The 17,976-nt window shown below is 69.7% G+C and carries 11 protein-coding genes and 1 pseudogene; 1 reads left to right on the top strand and 11 read right to left on the bottom strand.

Translation table 11 applies throughout. The annotated features are described in order from the left end of the window. Nucleotides 1–41 precede the first annotated feature (41 nt). Complete coding sequence (locus tag IEX42_RS08175; RefSeq protein ID WP_188779336.1) at nucleotides 42–1,181, top strand: acyltransferase family protein; 1,140 nt, start codon at nucleotides 42–44, stop codon at nucleotides 1,179–1,181. A 298-nt stretch (nucleotides 1,182–1,479) separates the two neighbouring features. Here IEX42_RS08175 and IEX42_RS18250 read toward each other — a convergent pair. The 11 genes and pseudogenes from IEX42_RS18250 to IEX42_RS08225 form a co-directional block, all read right to left on the bottom strand. Then, a pseudogene (locus tag IEX42_RS18250) lies at nucleotides 1,480–1,983 on the bottom strand (lysophospholipid acyltransferase family protein); the annotation flags it as partial. After that, on the bottom strand, nucleotides 1,926–3,200 hold the full coding sequence (locus tag IEX42_RS08180) for a geranylgeranyl reductase family protein (RefSeq protein ID WP_229660709.1): 1,275 nt from the start codon (nucleotides 3,198–3,200) through the stop codon (nucleotides 1,926–1,928). The pseudogene IEX42_RS18250 and the gene IEX42_RS08180, both read right to left, overlap by 58 nt. Before the next feature lie 65 nt (nucleotides 3,201–3,265). Continuing rightward, nucleotides 3,266–3,541: a hypothetical protein gene (locus IEX42_RS08185; protein WP_188779337.1), complete on the bottom strand. Its 276-nt coding sequence runs from the start codon at nucleotides 3,539–3,541 to the stop codon at nucleotides 3,266–3,268. A 410-nt stretch (nucleotides 3,542–3,951) separates the two neighbouring features. After that, entirely contained in the window at nucleotides 3,952–7,827 is a 3,876-nt protein-coding gene (locus IEX42_RS08190) for a DNA-directed RNA polymerase subunit beta' (RefSeq protein ID WP_188779338.1), read from the bottom strand. 91 nt (nucleotides 7,828–7,918) lie between these two features. Beyond that, the gene (gene rpoB, locus IEX42_RS08195) at nucleotides 7,919–11,452 is read right to left on the bottom strand and encodes a DNA-directed RNA polymerase subunit beta (RefSeq protein ID WP_188779339.1); all 3,534 of its coding nucleotides are present in this window, start codon (nucleotides 11,450–11,452) and stop codon (nucleotides 7,919–7,921) included. A gap of 271 nt (nucleotides 11,453–11,723) precedes the next feature. After that, nucleotides 11,724–12,524 carry an ABC transporter permease gene (locus tag IEX42_RS08200; RefSeq protein ID WP_188779340.1) on the bottom strand — a complete coding sequence of 267 codons (801 nt, stop codon included), beginning with the start codon at nucleotides 12,522–12,524 and terminating at the stop codon, nucleotides 11,724–11,726. After that, on the bottom strand, nucleotides 12,521–13,495 hold the full coding sequence (locus IEX42_RS08205) for an ABC transporter ATP-binding protein (RefSeq protein ID WP_188779341.1): 975 nt from the start codon (nucleotides 13,493–13,495) through the stop codon (nucleotides 12,521–12,523). Before IEX42_RS08205 ends, IEX42_RS08200 begins: the two co-directional genes overlap by 4 nt. A 48-nt stretch (nucleotides 13,496–13,543) precedes the next feature. After that, nucleotides 13,544–14,425 (bottom strand): J domain-containing protein, encoded by an 882-nt coding sequence (locus IEX42_RS08210; RefSeq protein WP_188779342.1) that lies wholly within the window; start codon nucleotides 14,423–14,425, stop codon nucleotides 13,544–13,546. After that, a complete protein-coding gene (locus IEX42_RS08215) occupies nucleotides 14,422–14,988 on the bottom strand; it encodes an Rv1363c family protein (protein WP_188779343.1) in 567 nt (188 codons plus the stop codon). Before IEX42_RS08215 ends, IEX42_RS08210 begins: the two co-directional genes overlap by 4 nt. Before the next feature lie 3 nt (nucleotides 14,989–14,991). Beyond that, a complete protein-coding gene (locus IEX42_RS08220) occupies nucleotides 14,992–16,323 on the bottom strand; it encodes an MCE family protein (protein WP_188779344.1) in 1,332 nt (443 codons plus the stop codon). Further along, nucleotides 16,320–17,957, bottom strand: a complete 1,638-nt coding sequence (locus tag IEX42_RS08225; RefSeq protein ID WP_188779345.1) for an MCE family protein — start codon at nucleotides 17,955–17,957, stop codon at nucleotides 16,320–16,322. Before IEX42_RS08225 ends, IEX42_RS08220 begins: the two co-directional genes overlap by 4 nt. Nucleotides 17,958–17,976 lie beyond the last annotated feature (19 nt).

Here is a 17,976-nt window from a genome sequence, read left to right on the forward strand (position 1 = left end):
GGGCCAGGAAGTTCTCAGCGAGCGTTGCTAGCGTCGCCGAAATGCCTACGACGACCCTCCCGGCGCCGTCCGCGACGACGACTCGTACCCCCGCGCAGTCGGCCGCCGAGGCGCCGGCGAAGCCGTCTCGCGACCCGTTCTTCGACAACGCGAAGTTCCTGCTGGTCGCGCTGGTCGTCGTCGGTCACAGCTGGACGCTGGTGCCGAGCGACAGCACGGTCTCGTGGGTCTACCGGTTCCTGTACGCCTGGCACGTCCCGGCGTTCGTCCTGGTCACCGGCTACCTCTCCCGGTCGATGACCTGGAGCCCGAAGCGTCTGCGCTCGCTGTTCACCACCGTCGTCGTGCCGTACGTCCTCTTCGAGGGACTGCTCGCGCTGTTCCGGACCCAGGTCGGCGGGGAGGACCTGGAGAAGCTCTGGATCAACCCGCACTGGCCGATGTGGTACCTCGCCGCACTGTTCTTCTGGCGCCTGGCCACCCCGGTGTTCACCCGGATGCCCGCGGCCGCCGCCCTGGGCACCGCGCTGGTGATCAGCCTGGTCGGCGGCATCATCGCGCCCTCGGACACCCTCGACATCTCCCGCACGCTCGGCCTGCTGCCGTTCTTCGTGCTCGGCCTGACCTTGCGCCGCGAGCACCTCGCCCTCCTCCGGCACCGGGTCGCGCGCGCCGCCGGGGGGATCTTCCTCGTGGTGCTGCTCCTCGCGGTCCCGCTGACGAGCGCGGTGCCGACCGAGTGGCTCTACTACCGCACGCCGTACGCCGAGCTCGGCGTCTCCCCCGCCGTCGGCGTCGGTGTCCGAGCGCTCCTGCTCGTCGTCGGCCTGCTCGGCGCGGCGTCCTTCCTCGCGCTGGTACCGACCCGGCGCACCTGGTTCTCGGTGCTCGGTGCCGCCTCGCTGGTGGTCTACCTCTTCCACGGCTTCGCGGTGAAGAGCGTCGCCCTGACCGGCTTCCCGGGCTGGGCCGGCGACCACGTGCCGGCGGCACTCCTGCTGACCAGCCTGACGTCCTTCGGCGTCGCGGTGCTGCTCAGCCAGCCGAAGGTGGCCGCCCGCCTGAACCACGTCGTGGACCCGGTCGGCTCGCTGGACCGCCTGGACCACGCGACTCCCTCGAGCGAGCTGGAGCGGCTGCGCCGTCACTCGGTGGTCCCCAGGACGGGCATCGGGCGCTGAACGGCAGGTCGTCCAGCTCCCGCCCGCGTCGTACGTCGGGGGCGTACCCGCCGAGGTGGCGCGGGTAGCGGTCGTCCTGCTCGCCGGGCCGGGGCCGGTGCCGCGGTAGTCGTTGCAGCGTCTCGAGCATCCGCGTGAGCGTGTGGCCCAGCAGGTCGGTGCCCTCCTCGACGTCGGTCAGGCGAGCCGGGTCCAGCGCAGGACCGATCCAGACGTCGGCCGCCCGCCCCCGGGAGAGGTCCGGACGGCGTGTCGGGTCGCCGACGCTGGTGACCTGCTGCGGCCCCCACACCGCCGCCGGCACCAGCGGCGCGCCGGTCTCGCGAGCCAGCGCCACCGCCCCGGGCATGAGCGCACGGACCGTGAACGCGTGAGAGATGCCCGCCTCGGGGAAGACTCCGACCGCCTCGCCCTCGCGCAGCAGGCGCCGCGCGGTGAGGTACGCGGCGGCCGGTGCCGCGCGATCGACGGGCACGTGCCGCATCCGGTCCATCGCCCACCCGACCACCGGGTGGCGCCAGGCCTGCACCTGGGTGAGGAAGCGGACCCGGCGCCCTCGGTCGATCGCCGCCTTCTCCAGGACGACGAAGTCCAGGAAGGAGACGTGGGTGGCCGCCAGGACCACCGGACCCGAGGTCGGCAGCTGCTCGGTGCCGTGGATCCGGAGGTCGAGGTCGAGCAGCCGGAGGGCCGCACGGCCCAGGCCGTTGGCGAGCCGGTAGACGGGCTCGGTCGTGGCCACGCTCACGCGAACGGCGGTCGGTGGTCGACGGCCACCGAACGACGCCCGGCCCACCGCCACACGCGCGCGGCCGCGTCGCGGTCCTCGTCGGTGACGAGGTTGCCCATCCAGCGCAGCGCCAGGGTCATCAGCCAGGTCGAGCGCATGCCCGCAGGCCCCAGCGCCGGCAGCAGCCGGGGCACCGTCACCAGCCCGGCAAGGCGCCTGGCGATGGAGAACGACTCGGCGTAGTGCTCACGCAGCAGCGCCGGCCAGGCGGCGTCGTACGAGCCGGAGTCGCCGGCGAGCAGCTCCGCGGCCCAGCGGCCGGTCTCCAGGCCGTAGTCGATGCCCTCGCCGTTGAGGGGGTTCACGCACCCCGCCGCGTCACCGACGAGCACCCAGTTCGGCCCGGCCACACCGCTGACCGCGCCGCCCATCGGCAGCAGTGCCGAGGTCGGCGCCTGCAGGTCCCCCTCGAGAGCGAACTCCTCGCGCCGCTGCTCGGCGTAGTACGCCATCAACGGGCGCAGCGCCACCTCGGCCGGCCGCTTGGCGGTGGCCAGCGTGCCGACCCCGAGGTTGACCATCCCGCTGCGCTCTCCCTCGCCGTCGCCGAGCGGGAAGATCCAGCCGTAGCCGGAGAGGATCTCGCCGTCCTCGCCGCGCAGCTCCAGGTGCGAGCTGATCCACGGGTCGGCGGCACGCTCCGAGCGCAGGTACGAGCGGCCGGCGACGCCGTACACCGTGTCCCGGTGCCACGTGCGGCCGAGCACCTTGCCCAGCCCCGAGCGCACCCCGTCGGCGACCACGAGACGGTCGCAGGCGATCTCGTACGTCTCGCGGTCCGGGCCGCGGAAGACGACGGCGGCGACCCGGTCGCCCTCACGACGCACGTCGACCGCGCGCGCACCGTCGACCGGCCGCGCACCTGCCGCGATCGCCGCAGCCCGCAGGTGCGCGTCCAGCTCCGTACGTGGGACCGCCGAGCCCCAGTCGGGCAGCGAGCCACCGGGCCAGCGCAGGTGCAGCGTCTGGCCGAACCCGTGGGCCCGCAGACCCACACTGGTCGTCCGAGCGCGCAGCCAGTCCTCGAGACCCAGCCGGCTCAGCTCCGCGACCGCCCGCGGCGTGAGTCCGTCGCCGCAGGTCTTGTCCCGCGGGAACACCGCCGCGTCGGCCAGGACCACGTCGAGCCCGGCACGCGCGGCCCAGATCGCCGCAGCGGAGCCCGCGGGGCCGGCGCCGACCACGAGGACGTCGGTGCGCAGGTCGCTCGCACCCTCGGACGCCGTCACCGCCCCATCCTCGCAGTGCGCGCCAGCGGTCGGCGACCGGCCCGGACAGCGCCGGGCCGACGTGCTCACATCGCGTCGTCGTCGAACTTGGCCTCGGCCTCGTCGTAGCCCTCGGAGTCCTCGAACATCCCCTTCTCGGAGTCGAAGTCGCGCTGCGTGTTGTCGATCTCGACGTTCTCCGGTCGGTTCTCCGGGTCCAGCCGTCGCTCGCGCTCCTCCTCGATGGCCTCGGCGTCGACGTCCTCGGCGTCCGGTACGGCGCCGACCCCCGTGCTCCCGCCGCTGTCCTGGTCCTCGCTCGCGTCCTCGGTCTCGGGGTTCTCGTCGCTCGGCTCGCTCATGGGAGGCAGCCAACGCGGGGGGTGGGCGCTGTGTCAACGGTCACGGCCGGCCGGGGTGCCGTGGTACGACGAGACGCACCCGCCCGGTGGGCGGGTGCGTCTCGTCATGGCGACTCAGCGGTCGGGCTCAGCCCCCAGGGCTCGGCCTGGCACCGTCAGGTGGATCTGGACTGCACCAGCGACCCGCCTCGCAAGCTCGGCGCTCGCAGGTCAGCCCACTCCGGGCCGGCCTGGCACCGTCTCGTGGATCTCGACTGCACCAGCGACCGGGCTCGCGAGCTCGGCGCTCAGCACGTTTCAGGCTGAACTGGCACCGTCTCGTGGATCTCGACTGCACCAGCGACCGGGCTCGCAAGCTCGCCCGGAAGCTGGTGCGCTCGATCCGGGTCGTACTACAGAACTTCGCAGGCTCAGTTCTGGTACGACCCGAAGTCGAAGTCCTCGAGGGCCACGGTCTGGCCGTTGCCGAAGTAGTCGTCGCCGTACGCCGCGTAGTCGGCGACCTGGTAGGCGGCCGCACGGGCCTCCTCGGTCGGCTCCACACGCACGTTGCTGTAGCGGTCCAGGCCGGTCCCCGCGGGGATCAGCTTGCCGATGATGACATTCTCCTTCAGCCCGCGCAGCGAGTCCGACTTGGCGTTGATCGCCGCATCGGTGAGCACTCGGGTCGTCTCCTGGAAGGAGGCGGCCGAGAGCCACGACTCGGTGGCCAGCGACGCCTTGGTGATGCCCATCAGCACCGGACGACCGGAGGCAGGCTTGCCGCCCTCGGCGACCACCCGACGGTTCTCCTCCTCGTAGCGGACGCGGTCCACCAGGTCGGAGGGCAGCAGACGGGTCTCACCGGACTCGATCACCGTGATCCGGCGCAGCATCTGCCGCACGATGATCTCGATGTGCTTGTCGTGGATCGACACGCCCTGGTTGCGGTAGACCGCCTGCACCTCGTCGACGAGGAACTCCTGGGCCTTGCGCACGCCGAGGATGCGCAGCACGTCCTGCGGGTCCGGCGCACCCTGGGTGAGCCGGTCGCCGACCTCGACGTGGTCGCCGTCGGCGACCAGCAGACGAGACCGCTTGGAGACGGGGTACTCCTTGACCTCCGAGCCGTCGTCGGGCGTGATCAGCACCTTCCGGGTCCGGTCGGTGTCCTCGATCTCGACCCGGCCGGCGTCCTCGGTGATCGGCGCCTTGCCCTTGGGCTGGCGGGCCTCGAAGAGCTCGACCACGCGGGGCAGACCCTGCGTGATGTCGTCCGCGGAGGCCACACCACCGGTGTGGAAGGTACGCATCGTCAGCTGCGTGCCGGGCTCGCCGATGGACTGGGCCGCGATGATGCCGACGGCCTCACCGATGTCGACCAGCTTGCCGGTGGCCAGCGAACGGCCGTAGCACTTCGCGCAGGTGCCGGTACGAGCGTCGCAGGTGAGCACGGAGCGCACCTTGACCTCCTCGATCCCGGCCGCGACGAGCTCGTCGATCTTGACGTCGCCGAGGTCCTCGCCGGCCACGGCGAGCACGTCGCCGGTCTCCGGGTGCAGCACCTCGACCGCCGCCGAGCGGGCGTACGCCGCGGTCTCGGCGTTCTCGTCCTTGATGACCGCGCCGTCGACGTCCTTGACACCGATCCGCTTGGGCAGGCCGCGCTCGGTGCCGCAGTCGTCCTCGCGGATGATCACGTCCTGGGAGACGTCGACGAGTCGCCGGGTCAGGTACCCCGAGTCGGCGGTCCGCAGCGCGGTGTCCGCCAGACCCTTCCGGGCACCGTGGGTGGAGATGAAGTACTCCAGCACGGACAGACCCTCGCGGAAGTTCGCCTTGATCGGCCGCGGGATGATCTCGCCCTTCGGGTTGGCCACCAGACCACGCATCGCGGCGACCTGACGCATCTGCATCATGTTCCCGGACGCACCCGAGTCGACCATCATGAAGATCGGGTTGGCACGGTCGAAGTTGGCCTCCATCGCGCGGGCCACCTCGTCCGAGGCCTGGTTCCAGATCTCGATGAGCTCCTGGCGACGCTCGTCGTCGGTGATCAGGCCGTTGTCGTACTGGACCTGGACCTTGGCGGCCTGGTCCTCGTAGCGGCCGAGGATCTCCGGCTTCGAGTCGGGCGTGACGACGTCCTCGATGGAGACGGTGACCCCGGACTGGGTCGCCCAGCGGAAGCCTGCCTCCTTCAGCGCGTCGAGCGAGTTGGCCACCTCGACCTTGGAGTAGCGCTCGGCGAGGTCGTTGACGATGACGCCCAGCTGCTTCTTGCCCACCTCGAAGTTCACGAAGGGGTAGTCCGCGGGCAGGGTCTCGTTGAACAGCGCCCGGCCGAGGGTGGTCTCCAGGCGCAGGGGCTGACCCTGCTCCCAGCCCTCGGGGAGGACGTGACCCACCGGGGGCACGACGTCCTCGAGGTGGATGGTCACCTTGCTCTGCAGGCTGATCTCGTCGCGGTCGAAGGCCATGATCGCCTCGGCGGTGGACGCGAACTCGCGTCCCTCGCCCTGACCGGAGCGGTCGGTCGTCAAGAAGAACAGACCGATGATCATGTCCTGGGTCGGCATGGTGACCGGACGCCCGTCCGAGGGCTTGAGGATGTTGTTCGTCGACAGCATCAGGATCCGTGCCTCGGCCTGGGCCTCGGCGGACAGCGGCAGGTGCACCGCCATCTGGTCACCGTCGAAGTCGGCGTTGAACGCCGAGCAGACGAGCGGGTGGATCTGGATGGCCTTGCCCTCGATCAGCTGCGGCTCGAAGGCCTGGATGCCCAGGCGGTGCAGCGTCGGCGCGCGGTTGAGCAGCACCGGGTGCTCGGCGATGACCTCCTCGAGCACGTCCCAGACCTCGGGGCGCACGGCGCGCTCCACCATCCGCTTGGCGGACTTGATGTTCTGCGCGTGGGACAGGTCGACCAGCCGCTTCATCACGAACGGCTTGAACAGCTCGATCGCCATGTACTTCGGCAGACCGCACTGGTGCAGCTTCAGCTGCGGGCCGGACACGATCACCGAACGACCGGAGTAGTCGACGCGCTTGCCGAGCAGGTTCTGACGGAAGCGACCCTGCTTGCCCTTGAGCATGTCGGACAGCGACTTCAGCGGCCGGTTGCCCGGGCCGGTGACCGGACGACCACGACGACCGTTGTCGAACAGCGAGTCGACGGCCTCCTGGAGCATCCGCTTCTCGTTGTTGACGATGATCTCGGGCGCACCGAGGTCGAGCAGCCGCTTGAGGCGGTTGTTCCGGTTGATCACCCGGCGGTAGAGGTCGTTCAGGTCGGAGGTGGCGAACCGGCCACCGTCGAGCTGCACCATCGGCCGCAGGTCCGGCGGGATCACCGGGACGGCGTCGAGGACCATGCCCATCGGCGAGTTGCCGGTGCGGTAGAACGCGTCGACGACCTTGAGCCGCTTCAGCGCGCGGACCTTCTTCTGGCCCTTGCCGTTGTCGATGATGTCGCGGAGGTTGTCGACCTCGGCGTCGATGTCGAAGGTCTCGAGGCGCTTCTGGATCGCCGTGGCGCCCATGTGGCCCTCGAAGTACTTGCCGAACCACGACTTCATCTCGCGGTAGAGCTGCTCGTCGCCCATCAGGTCCTGGACCTTCAGCGACTTGAAGGTCTCCCAGACCTCCTCGAGCCGGTCCAGCTCACGCTGGGCGCGGTCGCGGACCTGCTTCATCTCACGCTCGGCACCGTCGCGGACCTTGCGGCGCGCGTCGGCCTTGGCCCCCTCGGCCTCGAGCTCGGCCAGGTCGGCCTCGAGCTTCTTGGTCCGCTCCTCCAGCTGGGTGTCGCGGCGCGACTCCAGGCTCTGGCGCTGCAGGGAGATCTTGCCCTCGAGGTCGGACAGGTCGCGGTGACGGGCGTCCTCGTCGACGTGGGTGATCATGTACGCCGCGAAGTAGATGACCTTCTCCAGGTCCTTCGGGGCGAGGTCGAGCAGGTAGCCCAGCCGGCTGGGCACACCCTTGAAGTACCAGATGTGCGTCACCGGGGCGGCCAGCTCGATGTGGCCCATCCGCTCGCGGCGGACCTTGGACCGGGTCACCTCGACGCCGCAGCGCTCGCAGATGATGCCCTTGAAGCGGACCCGCTTGTACTTGCCGCAGTAGCACTCCCAGTCCCGGGTGGGACCGAAGATCTTCTCGCAGAACAGACCGTCGCGCTCCGGCTTGAGCGTGCGGTAGTTGATCGTCTCCGGCTTCTTCACCTCACCGTGGCTCCACGCGCGGATCGAGTCCGCGGTGGCCAGGCCGATACGAAGCTGGTCGAAGAAATTGACGTCGAGCACGTGGCTCCAACCCTTCAGTAGTTCAAAGATTCAACGATTAGGGGGCGGAGGCGCCTCATCGCCCGGCTGGTGCCGGGCGGCGAGGCGGACCTCACACCTCTTCGACCGAGCTGGGCTCGCGGCGGGACAGGTCGATGCCGAGCTCCTCGGCGGCGCGGAACACGTCGTCCTCGGCGTCCTTCATCTCGATGGCCGAGCCGTCCTGGCTCAGCACCTCGACGTTCAGGCACAGCGACTGCATCTCCTTGACGAGCACCTTGAACGACTCGGGGATGCCGGAGTCGGGGATGTTCTCGCCCTTGACGATCGCCTCGTAGACCTTGACCCGACCGGGCACGTCGTCGGACTTGATCGTCAGCAGCTCCTGCAGGGCGTAGGCGGCGCCGTACGCCTCCATCGCCCAGACCTCCATCTCACCGAACCGCTGGCCGCCGAACTGGGCCTTACCGCCCAGCGGCTGCTGCGTGATCATCGAGTACGGCCCGGTCGAGCGCGCGTGGATCTTGTCGTCGACCAGGTGGTGGAGCTTGAGGATGTACATGTAGCCCACCGAGACCGGGTCCGGGAACGGCTCGCCGGACCGACCGTCGAACAGGCTGGCCTTGCCGTTCTCCTTGACCATCCGCTCGCCGTCGCGGTTGGGGAGCGTGGAGCCGAGCAGGCCCACGATCTCGTCCTCGCGCGCACCGTCGAAGACCGGCGTGGCGACCTTGCTGTCGGCCTCGGCCTTCTCGGCGTGGATGTCGATCAGCCGCTGCTTCCAGGCCGAGTCGTCCTTGTCGTCGGACAGGTTGAGGTCCCAGCCCTGCTTGGCCAGCCAGCCCAGGTGGATCTCGAGGATCTGGCCGATGTTCATCCGTCGCGGGACACCGAGCGGGTTCAGGATCACGTCGACCGGGGTGCCGTCCTCCATGAACGGCATGTCCTCGATCGGCAGGATCTTGGCGATGACGCCCTTGTTGCCGTGGCGCCCGGCGAGCTTGTCACCGACCGAGATCTTGCGCTTCTGGGCGACGTAGACCCGGACCAGCTGGTTGACGCCCGGGGGCAGCTCGTCGGGGTCGTCGGTGTCGCGGTCGAAGACGCGGACGCCGATGACGGTGCCGGACTCGCCGTGCGGGACCTTCATCGAGGTGTCGCGCACCTCGCGCGCCTTCTCACCGAAGATCGCGCGCAGCAGGCGCTCCTCGGGGGTCAGCTCGGTCTCGCCCTTCGGGGTCACCTTCCCGACGAGGATGTCACCGGTGGTGACCTCCGCGCCGATCCGGATGATGCCGCGCTCGTCGAGGTCGGCCAGCGTCTCGTCGCCGACGTTCGGGATGTCGCGGGTGATCTCCTCCGGGCCCAGCTTGGTGTCGCGGGCGTCGACCTCGTGCTCCTCGATGTGGATCGAGGTGAGGACGTCCTCCTGCACCAGTCGCTGGGAGAGGATGATCGCGTCCTCGTAGTTGTGCCCCTGCCACGGCATGAAGGCGACGAGCAGGTTGGTGCCCAGCGCCATCTCTCCGTCGTCGGTGCACGGACCGTCGGCGATCGGGCTGCCGTCCACCACGCGCGCGCCGGCCTCGACCAGCGGACGCTGGTTGATGCAGGTGCCCTGGTTGGAGCGGGTGAACTTCTGCAGCCGGTACGTGCGGTGCGTCCCGTCGTCGTTCATCACCTCGACGGCGTCGGCGGTCACCGAGGTGACCACGCCGGGCGCCTGCGCGGTGACCACGTCGCCGGCGTCGACCGCGGCACGGAACTCCATGCCGGTGCCGACCGTCGGGGAGTCGCTGCGGATCAGCGGCACCGCCTGGCGCTGCATGTTCGCACCCATCAGGGCGCGGTTCGCGTCGTCGTGCTCGAGGAACGGGATCAGGGCGGTCGCCACCGACACCATCTGGCGCGGGGAGACGTCCATGAAGTCGACCTCGTCGCGGGGCAGGTCGACGGCCTCGCCACCGCGGGTACGGACCAGCACCCGCTCGTCGATGAAGTTGCCGTCCTCGTCCAGGCGCGCGTTGGCCTGGGCGATGATCTTCGACTCCTCCTCGTCGGCGGTCAGGTGGTGGATCTCGTTGGTGACCACACCGTTCTTGACCACGCGGTACGGCGTCTCGACGAACCCGAACGGGTTGATCCGGCCGTACGAGGCGAGCGAGCCGATCAGGCCGATGTTCGGGCCCTCGGGAGTCTCGATCGGGCACATCCGGCCGTAGTGCGAGGTGTGCACGTCGCGGACGTCCATCTGCGCGCGGTCACGGGAGATACCACCCGGGCCGAGCGCGTTCAGGCGCCGCTTGTGGGTCAGACCAGCGATCGGGTTGGTCTGGTCCATGAACTGGCTGAGCTGGGAGGTCCCGAAGAACTCCTTCAGCGCGGCCACGACGGGACGGATGTTGATCAGGGACTGCGGCGTGATCGCCTCGACGTCCTGGGTCGTCATCCGCTCGCGGACCACCCGCTCCATGCGGGCCAGGCCGGTGCGGAGCTGGTTCTGGATCAGCTCGCCGACCGTACGGATCCGGCGGTTGCCGAAGTGGTCGATGTCGTCGGGGCTGAGCTCGATCGGCTCGCCGGCCGGGTTGGTGACGACCGTGCCCGACGCGTCGGTGAACTCCGACTCGTTCGCGTGCAGCTCGACGACGTAGCGGATGGTGGCGACGATGTCGTCGATGGTCAGCCGCTGCTGGTCGAACGCCTCGGCCTGCCCGAGCTTCTTGTTCACCTTGTAGCGGCCGACCTTGGCGAGGTCGTAGCGCTTCGGGTTGAAATAGTAGTTCTCCAGCAGGGTCTGCGCGGCCTCCTCCGTGGGCGGCTCGCCGGGGCGCAGCTTGCGGTAGATGTCGAGCAGGGCGTCGCGCTGGGTCTCGGTGTTGTCCTTCTCCAGCGTGAGCATCATCGACTCGTACTGGCCGAACTCCTCGCGGATCTGCTCGTTGGTCCAGCCCAGCGCCTTAAGCAGCACGGTGACGTTCTGCTTGCGCTTGCGGTCCAGGCGGACGCCGACGAGGTCGCGCTTGTCGACCTCGAACTCCAGCCAGGCACCGCGCGACGGGATCACCCGAGCGGTGTAGATGTCCTTGTCCGAGGTCTTGTCCGCGTTGCGCTCGAAGTAGACGCCCGGCGAGCGCACGAGCTGGGAGACGACGACGCGCTCGGTGCCGTTGATGATGAAGGTGCCCTTGCGGGTCATCAGGGGGAAGTCGCCCATGAAGACCGTCTGGCCCTTGATCTCACCGGTCTCGCCGTTGGTGAACTCGGCGGAGACGTAGAGGGGCGCGGAGTAGGTGAAGTCCTTCTCCTTGCACTCCTCCTCGGTGTACTTCGGGTCGTAGAACACCGGGTTGTCGAACGACAGCGACATCGTCTCGGAGAAGTCCTCGATCGGCGAGATCTCCTCGAAGATCTCCTGCAGACCGTTCTTCGTCGAGACGTCCTCCCCCGCAGCCTGCCGCTCGGCGACCCGCTCCTGCCAGCGCTCGTTGCCGATCAGCCAGTCGAAGCTGTCGGTCTGGAGCGCGAGGAGCTGGGGAACCTGGAGCGGCTCGGAGATCTTCGCGAAGGAGAGCCGGGGCGGCGGGGTGATGCCGGAGTCGGCAGAGGTGGAGCTGGACGTGCTGGTGTTGCGCGAGGCGGCCAAAGGGGATCCTTCCGAGGCTCACGTCGAGGGAGAAGAGGCGCCGACCGACCACAACCGGCCACCGGGCAGGCAGGAAGCATCTGAAGGCGGGCGCAAACGCTGATAGTAGCCCACGTCCACAGGCCAGCACAAGGCCGGCTCCACGAACCCTTGACCGGGGGCGGAGCCTTGCCTTCCGCGCCCGAGGGCGCCGGTGCTGAGCTGCGACCACTATGCGACGCCGCCCCCGGCCGGTCAAGCACCACGCCGCGCGCCTGTGGGCCGTTCCTCTTCAGTCGATCGCCCGGCGGTCGAAACCGCGCAGGCCGACCGCGGTGAGCACGACGAGGAAGCCGAGCAGGGCGAGGACGCACACCCAGGCCGCGATCGAGCCGACCGCCGGCACCATCTCACCGCGCAGGAGCTCGGCGACGTACGTCAACGGGTTGCAGGCGCAGACCACCTGGAACCAGCGCAGCGAGTCGAGCTGGGTCCAGGGGAACTGCGTCGAGCCGGTGAAGAGCAGGGGTGTGAGCACGACCGCGAAGACCACGTTGATCTTCTGGGCGGTGACCAGGGTGCCCAGCACCAGCCCGAGCGCGGCACCGACGAGGCAGCCCAGCACCAGGCCGACCGCGACCATCGGGACCGCCGACCAGGTCAACGAGACCGAGCCGAGGATCAGCACGCCGAGGGGGAACATCACCACCGCGGCGACCAAGCCGCGCAGCGTCGCGAACAGGATCTTCTCGACGGCGACCAGCGAGGTCGGTAGCGGCGCCAGCAGACGGTCCTCGATCTCCTTGGTGTAGGAGAAGTCGATGACCAGCGGCAGCGCGGTGTTCTGCAGTGCCGTGAGGAAGCCCGTGAAGGCGATGACACCCGGGAGGAGCACCTGGGAGAAGCCGCCCTGGACGTAGCCCAGGTCGCCGAGCACCTTGCCGAAGACGAAGAGCAGGAAGATCGGCTGGAGCAGCACCTGCGCGAGGAACGCCCCGAGCTCGCGGCCGGTCACGAAGACGTCGCGCAGCAGCAGCCCGAGGAACGCGCGGCCGACCGACGCTCGCGGGAGAGGATCACCGGCCGTGGTCATCGCAGGTCCCTGCCCGTCAGCGAGATGAAAACGTCCTCGAGGGTCGGCTCACCGACGCTGACGTCGCTCAGCGTCGCGCCGGCCCGGGTGATCGTCTCGGCGGCCGGCCCGATCACCGCGGCGCCCTCCCCGTCGAGGTAGAGGCGGACCCGGCGCTGCCCTTCCGCGTCGGGGGCGGCGAGGTCCTCACGGCGTCGTACGCCGGGCAGCGCGTCCAGCGTCTCCCCCAGCGTCTGCGCGCCGCCCGCCGGGGCACTCACGGTGAGGTCGAGCGTCGCCTGCCCCGGCAGCGACCGGGTGAGCGCCGCCGGCGTATCGAGCGCGAGCAGCGACCCGTGGTCGACGATGCCGACCCGGTCGCAGAGCTGCGCCGCCTCGTCCATGTCGTGGGTGGTGACGACGACGGTCGTGCCGGCCTCGCGCAGCTCACGCACCTGGTCCCAGACGAAGAGCCGGGCCTGCGGGTCCAGCCCCGTGCTCGGCTCGTCGAGGAACAGCACCTGCGGCCGGTGCATGAGCGCGCGCGCGATCAGCAGCCGCTGGGCCATCCCGCCGGAGTACTGGTCGACCTTGCCCTTGCCCCGGTCTCCGAGCCCCATCCGGTCGAGCAGCTCGTCGGCCCGACGTGCACGGTCGGCGCGGCCCATGCCGTGGTACGCCGCGTGGAAGAGCAGGTTCTGCCGGGCGTTGAGCGAGCGGTCGAGGTTCGCCCGCTGAGGGACGACCGAGAGCACTGTGCGCGCGCGCACCGGGTCCGCAGCCACGTCGACACCCCCGACGCTGGCCCGACCGCCGGTCGGCCGGACCCGGGTGGTGAGCACACCGATCGTCGTGGTCTTCCCGGCACCGTTCGGGCCGAGGAGACCGAAGACCTCGCCGGCCCGCACCGTGAACGAGAGGCCGTCCACGGCGTTGCTCGATCGCTTCGGGTAGCGCTTGACCAGGTCCTCGACGACGACCGAGCTGGACATGGCGACGAGGCTACGTCCACCGGCCCCCGACCGACGAGTCGTAGCCGCTCAGTAGCTGACGATGTTGTCGACCAGCCAGGAGTTGCCCGCGTGGGTCATCGTCACCACGAGCCGGTTCAGCGAGTACGACGGGTCCCCGCCGGCCTTCGTCGTGGTCTGGTTGAGGAAGACGACCAGGCGCACGCGGTCGGGGTCCGCGGCCGCGACCCCGACGTTCTGCACCGACGCCTTGACCACCGCCTGCGTCTTCGCGGCCGGCCCCGGGTCACCGGTCCCCGACTGCTCGATCAGCTGGTCGAAGGTGGAGGTGTACTCCTTGCGGTACTTGTCCGAGAGGAACGGCAGCGCCCGGGCCCGGTCGGCCTTCAGCTGCCGGTAGTCGTAGGAGAGCACCGGGCCGAGGGAGCGCTCGGCCGCGGCCGAGGCCTCCTCACCGGCATCCTGCGACTCGGCGGCCTTGTGCTGCTTCGACCAGGCGATCCCGGCCAGGACGGCCACGGCGACGACCAGCACCGCGAGCCCGGTCGTCAGCAGGACCCAGGACCGCGATGGTCGTGAGCGCGGGGCCTTCTGCTTCTGCTCAGCTGCCACCGCGGGTTCAGTCGACTCCTCCGACGCGTCCGGGTCGTCGACCGTGGTCCACGGCGACGCGGCCTCCGTCGACGCGGCCGGAGCAGCAGCGACCGTCGTCGGTACGACGTCTCCGTCGCCGCCCTCCCCGTCGAGCTCGGCGTCGTACGCCTCGCGCCGGGTCGGGTCCAGCAGGGTGTCGGCGGCGTCGCTGAACAGCCGGAACTGCCCGCTGCCGCTGCCCGGCTCGAACTTGTCGGTGGCCTCGCGCCACGCCTTCTTGATCGTCTCCGGGCTGGCGTCCCGGTCGACGCCGAGGACGTCGTAGTAGGAGACGCTCGGTGTCCGCCGGGCGCTCATGCCTGGCACCCCGGGACGTCCTCGGTGAAGTCGCTGACCAGCCACTTGCCCTTCACCTTCTGCAGGCTGACCTGCATCCGCTTGTACGGCGGCTGCACGCACCCCTTCGAGGTGACGGCGACGTCGTGGATGACGAGGACCGTGGCCGAGTCGTCGTCGATGTCCTGGACGCCGGACGCACGGATCTCGCCCTTGCTGGTGATCTGGATCGCCTGGAGCACCTTGCCGAACTGGTCGTAGTTCTTGGTGAAGTCCGACTTCATCTTGGTGGTGAGCAGCTCGCCGACCCGCTCCTGGTACTCGTCCAGGTCCTTGTAGTTCAGCGCGTCCAGCCGCAGCGTGAACTGCTGGGCGACGTCCATCGCGTCCTGACGGTCCTCGACCGCACTCTGGTCGGACCGCTCGCGGGTGAACATCACCGCGCCGACCGCGACACCGGCGACGAGCAGCACCGCCAGCAGGGCGGGGACGGCGTAGAACCACCACGGTCGTCGCGGTCGCGACTCCTGCGCGGCGCCCTCGTCGGGCACCGCGTCGTCGACGTCGGTGCTGTCCTTCGTCACTGGCTACTCCTGATCGGCCGCCACGGGCGAGAGCAGCAGCCACTTCCACGAGTCCTTGGTACCGAGCGTCTTGGCCGCGCCGCCCGAGTAGGTGACGTCGCTGCCGGGTGCCCGGTCGGTCCAGTCGACCTTGCCCGTTCCCTGATCGTACGTGGCCACCACAGGCGCGCGGTACGACGTCGCGGCCCGCCCCTCGGGGGCGTTCTGCGAGCCACGCGCGTTGGACACGCTCGGCTTGTCGGCGCACCTGACCTTGTCGTTCATCGGGATGTCGGCGCGTCCGTCGGGATCGTTGTAGCCGCCATCGGGCTTGCGCCGCTCGGTCTGGTAGCCGTTGTAGCAGACCGGGCCCTGGGTGAGGACGAGACCGAACTGGGCGTTGTACTGCTGCCCGCTGGTGCCCTCGCTGTCCAGGTCGGTCTTGGCGAGCACGGAGTAGCTGCCCTCGACGACGTAGGGGTAGATCACCAGGAGCTGGCGCAGGCCCTTGAGGTGCTTGACGAACACCTGGCCCGTGGTGGCGACGTTGCTGAGCAGCCGGTTCAGCTCGACCTCGTTCTGCTCGAGGAAGGTGCGTAGCTGGTCGGCGGTGGCGCCGCCGTTGTCGATGACCTTGCGCAGGTCGGGGTCGGAGTCGGCGAGGGTGTTGCTGAACAGCTCCAGGTTGCGGGAGAAGTTCTGCAGCGCCGAGGTCTTGTCGATCTGCGTGCCGAGGACCGTGTCGGCGTCGCGGATCAGCGCGGTGGTGACGTCGAAGTTCGCGTTGGCCTCGCCGATGAACGCGTTCGAGGTGTCGATGATCTGGCCCAGCGACCGGCCGGTGCCTGCGAAGGCGGTGCCGAGCTCGTCGACGGTGGTCTTCAGGTCGTCCTTGGGCACCGACTTGACCAGACCGTCGACCGAGTCGAGGAGTGCGACCGTCGAGGTGGGGATCTCGGTGTCCTTCGACGGGATCACCGACTTGTCCTTCAGGTACGGCTTGGAGTCCGTGCGCGGCTGGAGGTCGACGTACTGCTCGCCGACGGCCGACTTGTTGCCGACCTGCGCGACCGTGTCGGCCGGGATGGTGTCGTCGCCCTTGTCGATCGACAGCACGACGTCGACGCCCTTCTTGGTCAGCTCGAGCGCGGTGACCTGGCCGATCCGGTCCCCCCGGTAGGTCACCTCGGCCCCGGTGAAGATCCCACCGGAGTCGGGGAACTGGGCGGTGACCTTGTAGTCGGTCGTCAGGAAAAGCCGGTCGAGGCGGGCGTAGCGGGCTCCGACGAAGGCCACCCCGATCATCGTGATGAGGGCGAAGACGATCAGCTGGGTCTTGGTCCGTGCGGTGATCACTTCGTGGACACCCCCTGCAGGAGCAGCGCCCCCAGCGTCGAGTTGTAGCCGAGCTCTGCGGCGGTGCCGGCGGGCCCGTTCAGCGGGTCACCCTTGCGGCCGTTGCCGTCTCGTACGGCGTCGGCGACGTCGTAGCCCGTCGGGGCGCGGCCCAGGCCGAACAGTCCGCTCAGCCACCCGCCACCAGAGGAAGACGAGGTCGCCCCCGACCCCGATCCGGTCTGCGGGGATGCGGAACCGGGGTTCTTCTTGGCGGTGCCGCTCGACGAGCCACCGCCCACCAGACCGCCGAGCACCCCTCCGCCGTTGGAGCGACGCTGGGTCAGGCCGGAGAGCGGCGCGGACTGCTGCGACGTCTGCGGGTTGGTGATGACCTGGCCCGCCCCGCCGTTGCCCAGCAGACCGCCGAGAGCGTCCAGCACCTGCTGCAGGCCGGCCTCGCCGATCTTCAGCGCCGGCGCGAGCGCGGTCAGGATCGGCTTCAGTGCGTTGAGCAGCGCCTGGGAGCCGGCCTGGAACTGGTCACAGGCACCGTTCTTCGCCACGAGCTGGCCCAGGACCGCGTTCACAGCCTGTCCGAGCGCGTTGCCGCTGAGCCCCGCGCTGCTGAGTGCCTGGCTGATGACGCCGACGACGAACTTGCACCCGTCACCCAGCAGACCCGCGTCGATGTCCAGCGTGGCGCTGAGGTTCACGTAGTCGCCGAGGTGGATGTTGCGTGCCACCTGCGGGCTGCCGCCCACCGCCTCGTCGACGAAGGGGTAGCTCAGCGCCACCTGGATGGAGTTCGGCAGCGCCGACCCGGCATCGGCGAGCTTGTCGAGCACCGGTCCGAGGTCGTTCACCGTGGCGACGGTGTCGGCCTTGGTCTTGCGGATCACGCGCACGCCGACGTCGGAGAGGTTGTCGAGGGCCCGCAGCGTCTTGACGAGATCCGCGCGCTGGGAGTTGATGGACGCGATCGAGCTCGGCAGCTCGTCGAGGGTCAGCTTGATCGTGGAGTCCTGCTTCTTCGCCGCCACCGCGAGCCGGTTGAGCGAGTCGATGGCGTCGACCACCTGCTGCTTGCGGGCGTCGAGCTGTCCTGTAAACTGCCTGAGCTGCTCGAGGGTGTCGCGCACCTCGTCCTCGCGGCCCCCGACCGCGTTGTTCAGCTCCTGGGCGATGGTGCGCAGCTGGGCGACGCCGCCGCCGTTGAGCAGCAGCGAGAGGGCGCTGAACACCTCCTCCACCTCGGGGTTGCGACCGCTGCGGGACAACGGGATGGTGTCGCCGCCCTGCAGGCGCCCCTCGGCACCGCTGGCGGGAGGGGCCAGGGAGACGAACTTCTCGCCGAGCAGGCTGGTCTGCCGGATCTGCGCCTGCGCGTTGTCCGGCAGGTCGGTGCCCTTCGGCAGCTCCAGCGTGACGTCCGCGGTGTAGCCCTTGAGGTCGATGGCGGTCACCTTGCCGACGCTGACGTCGTTGACCTTGACCAGGGAGTTGGGCACCAGGTCCAGCACGTCGCGGAAGCGCACGTGCACGGTCATCGGGGAGTCCCCGACGCTGGGCCCACCGGGGAGCGGCAGGTCGTAGACGGAGCCCGAGCAGCCGGTCACCAGACTGAGCCCGAGGCAGGCGGACACCGCTGCCATCCCTCGCCGGAACCGTCGC

Origin of the sequence: Marmoricola endophyticus (genome assembly GCF_014644415.1) — a bacterium.
GTDB lineage: Bacteria > Actinomycetota > Actinomycetes > Propionibacteriales > Nocardioidaceae > Marmoricola > Marmoricola endophyticus.